This is a genomic window from Saccharospirillum impatiens DSM 12546 (genome assembly GCF_000423605.1).
Taxonomy (GTDB): Bacteria; Pseudomonadota; Gammaproteobacteria; order Pseudomonadales; family Natronospirillaceae; genus Saccharospirillum; species Saccharospirillum impatiens.
In genome coordinates this window covers 11,547-17,362 of the sequence record NZ_KE384064.1, presented here as the reverse complement: position 1 = coordinate 17,362, position 5,816 = coordinate 11,547, and the positions used below count along the sequence as shown (strand labels likewise).

Sequence of the window (5,816 nt, the reverse complement as noted above, 5' to 3'; positions counted from 1 at the left end):
AAAGAACACTTTCGACCCTTTTGGGACTACCGCAGTAAAGGTTGGGCGAAGCGCTATTTTGAGAAGTGGTACAGCTGGGCTATTCGTTGCCGTTTGGAGCCGATTAAGAAAGTCGCCAGAATGCTAAAAGCGCATAAGGATGGCTTGTTGAATTACTTCGATCACCGGATCAGCAATGCCGTCGCTGAGGGATTAAACTCAAAGATCCAGACGGTAAAGTCCAATGCTCGGGGCTATCGTTCTTTCGAAGGCTTCAGAACAAGCATATTGTTTCACTGTGGAAAGCTGGATATGCTGCCATAGGGTTCCACAGAGTTTTACGAAGAGCCCGTTTTCGAGACTAGAAAGGTGTTCATTATTGCATTTCTCACAGCAGGGAATCGTCAGCTGCCTGTAAGGCATCAATGATCCGTTCAACAGCTCGATCTTCTGATTCCATAGATCATATCGATTCTGAAGCCATTTTGGGAAAACATGCTCTGCGCTTTTACTGCCATCCATTAAAGCGCCACATAAAAAGCAGCAGTCATCATTGAGCTCTTGTGTCCCATAAGAACGATGCATCTGCATATCTTCACCTAACGCCAATTTTAAGCGGCGCCCGACTAGGGCGTCCGGTGGGCGGCCGCCAGGCCGGGAACGAACTTGAATGATTGGTTAAATGTTCCCACGTTGCTTGTCGAGTTCGTAAAGAGCCTCCCCATCCTTTTCGTCGATGGCTCGCCAATACTCGGGATCACGAATTCGATCTAGCTGTTCCGAGACCTCTTGGTAGTCGTCTTCAAGGGTCGACAGACGCTGCTTCAAGTCCTCGTTTTCTGACTGAAGATCATCGAGTGCTTCTTGGAGTTTCCGCAGGGAATTGCCCGTCGCGGGGAACCGATTGGTTTCGTGCCAAACCCCAAGTGCAAGAGCTGCTACTGAAACCCAGATTAGCCAATCCATGACCCAGACTCCTTGTGACATTTAACGCCGCCAGCACGCGCGGCTTTGTAGTGTAGGCGAAGCCGCAACGGAAAAGCCGTCGCCGTGCCTGGCCTTGTTATGGTATTGCGTAAAGGACAAGTGAGTAGTTCCCATTTTCGCTTTCATATGGCTGCCCGAGTTTCGAAAATCCGAACCTATTGAACAAATGATGCATAGAACCATTATCCTCACGAGTTGTGGCAAAGCATGATCTGCCAGACAACGAGTGAATGATTGACTCCATTAAGGCCCGCCCATAGCCTTTGCCTCTCGCTGCTTCCGACACATACAGCCAGCCCAGCTCATATTCATACCTGGCTTGATCAAGAGCCCCCGACTTCTCGAATACACGAGCTTTATATCCGGAATTAGGATTCTTAATGGCTCCAACGGCAACGCATTCGCCATCATTGATGAAGACAAGCTTCTCTGCACGTTGAATTCTCTCTCGAAGGCCTGCCAATGCAACTTCTCCGCCCTCTGTCACCAGTTTTTCAAATGACTGAAGCTCAGCATCGTTACAGTCTTCAGGACTTTTGATGATTTTTTCCATGCTCATATGCCATAACGCTGAGATAAGCGGCGGCTAAAAGCCGTCCGGTGGACGGCCGTAGGCCGGGAACGAACTTGATTGATTTGTTAGCTGGGTGTAACGGTGAAGCCACTCCCTGGCAACCAATTCGATGGCCTGCGCCACTGCTGCTTTGCACCAAAATCCGCCGGTGCACCGCGTTTAAAAACACCGCAACCGATGCGGTGAATGAACCATAACACCAGATTAGCAGATCAAGACCGTGTTCACGGCGGACAGCCCCACAAACGGAACACCTAATTTTCTGTCACCGCTATTAAAACGCTGAACTACCAACTGACCACCGATTTTGAAGGCCTTGGCAAACACCGAAACCTGCCGGTTTTGCTACCCACTGTGAACCAAGGCCACTGGCTCCAAACCACCAAAAAGGCACCATGAACAAACCAGCTAACAGTTTATTCATCGTCGACTCCGCCCCTTATTCCGGCAGATGTTTCACATAGCCTACAGAACACTTTTGCTAAGACCCAGCTACAGAGGGCCCTAAGTCAAATTCCGCTGCTACACCAAAGTGATATCAAAACCAGCAAACCCGTCGCTTCAGACGCTGATTCCAGATATCAGCGTCGCGATTCGGTCTTTGGTTGCGATGAAGTTCACACATTCATAGTTTGGAGCGGAACAGTTTAAGGCGGTTTAAAGCAAATTCAGGTTTTGGTGCACGACAGATAGGAACAACAGAATGAGGCGTGAGAATCGATTAGATTCGCTACCGCCCGGCCGGTTACAGGGCACACCAAGGGGAAATAAGTTGTATCGATACCATGGCACTCTGCAATGAAGTTGGCAAGTAGTTATGTGGCAGGGGTGTCGTTTGCGCCGCCTTTGCCGACGGTTGGTTGGGTTCAGGGGCGGGTTTTGGCTGGGTGGTGGATTCAGCCTCTTGGAAAAGAACCCTCTCCCCAGCCCTCTCCCGCAAGCGGGAGAGGGAGCGATTAGTTGGTGGCGAATATTGCCCCTGTATGAGTTTGAACGGGCTTGTGGTTTAGGCGGGTTCGAAACCAAAGCCGTTTTTGGTAATGCGCATGGTTTTGCCTTCCTGGGCGGAGGCCTGTGCGGCCAGGCCGAGAACGACTGCTTTCAAGCCGTCTTCTACGGTAACGTCTACCGGGGCGCCTTCGGTGATGGCTTTGAAAAAGCCCAGGTGCTGGTAGAAGGTGGAGCCATTGTGGTCGCCGGCTTCCAGTAGCGCCGGGTCTACCGGGATGTCGGATTCTATTGGGCCTTTGGGGTCGCGTGGGCTAACAATAACCTTGGGTGTCGGCGGCTCGCCCAGGTGGTCGGGCCAGAAACGGCCCGGGCCCGGCACCAGGCATTCGACTTTGGCGGTTGGCCCCACGGCGCTGATCTCTTCCTGGTAGCGCGAGCCCTCGGCGAACATGCACAGTTCCAGCATGGCACGTTTGCCGTTGGCGAAGTTCACGATGACGTAGGCGTTGTCGAGAATGTCTGGCGTTTGGCCGTTGTAGGCTTCATCGAGGTGGTTAGCATCCTGCCCGGCACTGGCCATCACCGAGGTCGCTTCGCTTTCCAGCAACAGCCGCATCAAATCGAAAAAATGACAGCATTTCTCGACCAGGGTACCCCCGGTGTTGGCATTGAACCGATTCCAGTCGCCGACTTTCGGCAGGAACGGAAAGCGGTGTTCACGAATGCTGAGCATCGATACGGGCCCGGCATCACCCGCTTGAATATGTTCGCGTAGGCGAGTCACCGGGGGCATGTACCGGTATTCCATCGCCACCCAAACCGGCGCCGGGTGAGCTGCTACGGCTGCGCGCACCGGTTCGACGTCTTCGATGCGGGTGACCAGTGGTTTCTCGATCAGAATCGGCAGTTTGGTGTGTGCCAGCAGGGTCAGTAACTGGTCGGCATGGCAGTGGTTCGGGCTGGCAACCAGCAAGGCATCGAGATCGGACCGGGCGCACAGGGCCTCGACCGAGTCGACAAAGCTGGCTCCGGGCACCAGTTGAGCGCAGGCATCGCGCATGGCCGCATCGGGTTCAAAAATAGCGACGACTTCTGCGCCTTCAATTAACGCAAGATTCCGCAGATGCTCCTGCCCCATCATGCCGCAACCCACCACACCGTAACGAACCTGTGCCATTGCTTACTCCACTGTTGTAACAAACGTCTTTTATGAATGAACCATCACACCGAGCCCAAACCCGGCACCCAATGCATGCAAGAATGGGCTTGAGAATCTCGCTTCACGATAACCGGGAAATGTACCGAACCACGGCCGGGTCAAACCAGGTATAGGAAAACTCTTCAACCCGATCGTTGCTCGACCAGCTCAGCCGTTCGACAAAACCCAGCATGGTGTTAGCTTCTTTGCCAAGCAGGTCGGCCACCCAATCCGGCGCGCCGGTGCAACTGATGCGGTCTTCAATGTGGGTGATCCAGAAATCGAAATGGTCGCGATAGTGCTTGTACAAACTTTCCAGTAATTTATCAGCACTCAGTAACGGGTCGTGCTGTTGGTCGAGCCAGATTTCTTCAGCCGCTACCGGCGTTTGGTTCAGATACCGCAACCGGCGAATGCGCCACAGGGGGGTGCTATGATCGAGCCCCAGTTGACCGGCCACATAGGCATTGTCAGCAGCCGTTACGCTGAGCGTATCGGCATTGGGCATACCGCCGCCTTCGAGCAGTTCAAGCCGGAACAATTGATAGACCGCCCGATTGTTCAGGGTAGCTTTAACATAAGTTCCGGAACCCTGGCGACGCTCTAGCATGCCGTCGCCTTCGAGCTTGGACAGGGCTTTTCGCAGGGTTCCAATGGCCACCCCCAACTGGGTAGCGAGGTCGGCCTCAATCGGTAGCCGCTCGCCAATCTTGTAGTGGCCGGCGGCGATTTCGCGGTGCAATAATTCGCTGATCTGGATATACAATGGCAGGCGTTTGGTCTGCTTTTTTCCAGTCGACGTATCAGCGGCCGATTTTTGGGGTGTTGTGGTCATTGTTATTATCCTGATCAGTGAAATTCATTCACTATTCATTTACATGTTGAGCATACCTTGTTAGGGTTCGGATGCCAACATTTCTCAATCGTTGCCAACGATCATTATCAACAATAAGGGCACGAGTAGCCCCCGGAGAGCACCATGCAACGCAGTCACCTTCCCAACACCGACGTTGAACTCAGCCGGCTGGTTTATGGCGTCTGGCGCCTGGCCGACGATCAGGATACCTCGGTAAGCCACGTTCGTGCCAAAATCGACGCGGCCCTGGCTGAAGGCATTACCACCTTCGATCACGCCGATATTTATGGCAACTACGAGTGTGAGGCGCTGTTTGGCACCGCTTTAGCGGCTGACCCTTCTCTGCGCAACAAAATGGAACTGGTCAGTAAATGCGACATAGCCCTGGCGACCGACAAGTACCCGGACCGCCGCGTAAAATACTACGACACCAGCGCCGACTACATTAACACCAGTGTCGACAACAGCTTGCGCCACCTGCATACCGATCACCTGGATCTGATGCTGATTCACCGCCCGGACCCCTTGATGGATGCCGCCGAGACCGGCGCAGCACTCGATGCCCTGATTGATTCCGGCAAAACACGCGCTGTGGGTGTTTCCAATTTCGGTGTTCATGAATGGCGCCTGCTGCAGGCCAATATGAAACACCGCCTGTGCATTAACCAGATCGAAATGAGCGTACTCGAACGCAGCGCCTTCACCGATGGCACCCTCGCCGCGATGCAGCTCGACCAGATTCAGGCCATGGCCTGGTCGCCACTGGCGGGCGGTCAGATCTTCGGGTCAGATGCAGCAGCAAAACGCGTTCGCACGCTGCTCGAAAGCGTTGCCCAATCAAAAGCCCAGGGTCGGGTCGACCTTGCCGCTTTCGCCTGGCTACTGGCCCACCCGGCAGGCATTCTGCCCGTCGTCGGCACCAACAACATCGACCGCATCAAAGGCCTGGCCCAGGCCATGGACATCACCATCGACCGCGAAACCTGGTACGAGATCTGGACGGCGGCTGCGGGGCAGGAAGTGCCCTGAGGCTTACTTCTTAAGGACGAAAAAAGGCGCGAATGCTCGCGCCTTTTTTATGGGTGGCTATTTATTCTGTTATGCCACGGGTCCGGCTAGAGCCGTTGCTCGTCTTCTCCCGGTCTGGAGAGGCATCCTGCCTCCCATACCTACCATGGGCATCCATGCCCATTGTTCAGACGAGCAACGCCTCCAGCCTGATTAATTAGCCACATTTAAAATCTGTCATGATTGGCCAGAGCCATGGTTAA

General features: G+C 53.9%; 6 protein-coding genes. 2 read left to right on the top strand and 4 right to left on the bottom strand.

The annotated features are described in order from the left end of the window. Positions 1-303 (top strand): transposase (locus G565_RS0122230; protein WP_028672739.1); only part of this gene is annotated, 303 nt, incomplete at its 5' end. Positions 304-657: 354 nt separating this feature from the next. Here the strand turns inward: G565_RS0122230 and G565_RS0122225 are convergent. The 4 genes from G565_RS0122225 to G565_RS0122205 all read right to left on the bottom strand — a co-directional run bounded on the left by G565_RS0122225 (position 658) and on the right by G565_RS0122205 (position 4,524). Next, positions 658-945 carry a hypothetical protein gene (locus tag G565_RS0122225; protein WP_028672738.1) on the bottom strand — a complete coding sequence of 96 codons (288 nt, stop codon included), beginning with the start codon at positions 943-945 and terminating at the stop codon, positions 658-660. 97 nt (positions 946-1,042) lie between these two features. Next, on the bottom strand, positions 1,043-1,519 hold the full coding sequence (locus G565_RS0122220) for a GNAT family N-acetyltransferase (RefSeq protein ID WP_028672737.1): 477 nt from the start codon (positions 1,517-1,519) through the stop codon (positions 1,043-1,045). A 1,027-nt stretch (positions 1,520-2,546) separates the two neighbouring features. Continuing rightward, the gene (locus G565_RS0122210) at positions 2,547-3,668 is read right to left on the bottom strand and encodes a Gfo/Idh/MocA family protein (RefSeq protein ID WP_028672736.1); all 1,122 of its coding nucleotides are present in this window, start codon (positions 3,666-3,668) and stop codon (positions 2,547-2,549) included. A 103-nt stretch (positions 3,669-3,771) separates the two neighbouring features. After that, positions 3,772-4,524 (bottom strand): GntR family transcriptional regulator, encoded by a 753-nt coding sequence (locus G565_RS0122205; protein ID WP_051208449.1) that lies wholly within the window; start codon positions 4,522-4,524, stop codon positions 3,772-3,774. Positions 4,525-4,668: 144 nt separating this feature from the next. Between G565_RS0122205 and G565_RS0122200 the strand changes: the two genes are divergently transcribed. Then, entirely contained in the window at positions 4,669-5,574 is a 906-nt protein-coding gene (locus G565_RS0122200; protein WP_028672734.1) for an aldo/keto reductase, read from the top strand. Positions 5,575-5,816: the final 242 nt, after the last annotated feature.

Bases quoted from the DNA above. Each gene is read 5' to 3' on its own strand.
- G565_RS0122210 (WP_028672736.1), bottom strand. From the start codon at position 3,668: ATGGCACAGGTTCGTTACGGTGTGGTGGGTTGCGGCATGATGGGGCAG.
- G565_RS0122220 (WP_028672737.1), bottom strand. From the start codon at position 1,519: ATGGAAAAAATCATCAAAAGTCCTGAAGACTGTAACGATGCTGAGCTT.
- G565_RS0122200 (WP_028672734.1), top strand. From the start codon at position 4,669: ATGCAACGCAGTCACCTTCCCAACACCGACGTTGAACTCAGCCGGCTG.
- G565_RS0122225 (WP_028672738.1), bottom strand. From the start codon at position 945: ATGGATTGGCTAATCTGGGTTTCAGTAGCAGCTCTTGCACTTGGGGTT.
- G565_RS0122205 (WP_051208449.1), bottom strand. From the start codon at position 4,524: ATGACCACAACACCCCAAAAATCGGCCGCTGATACGTCGACTGGAAAA.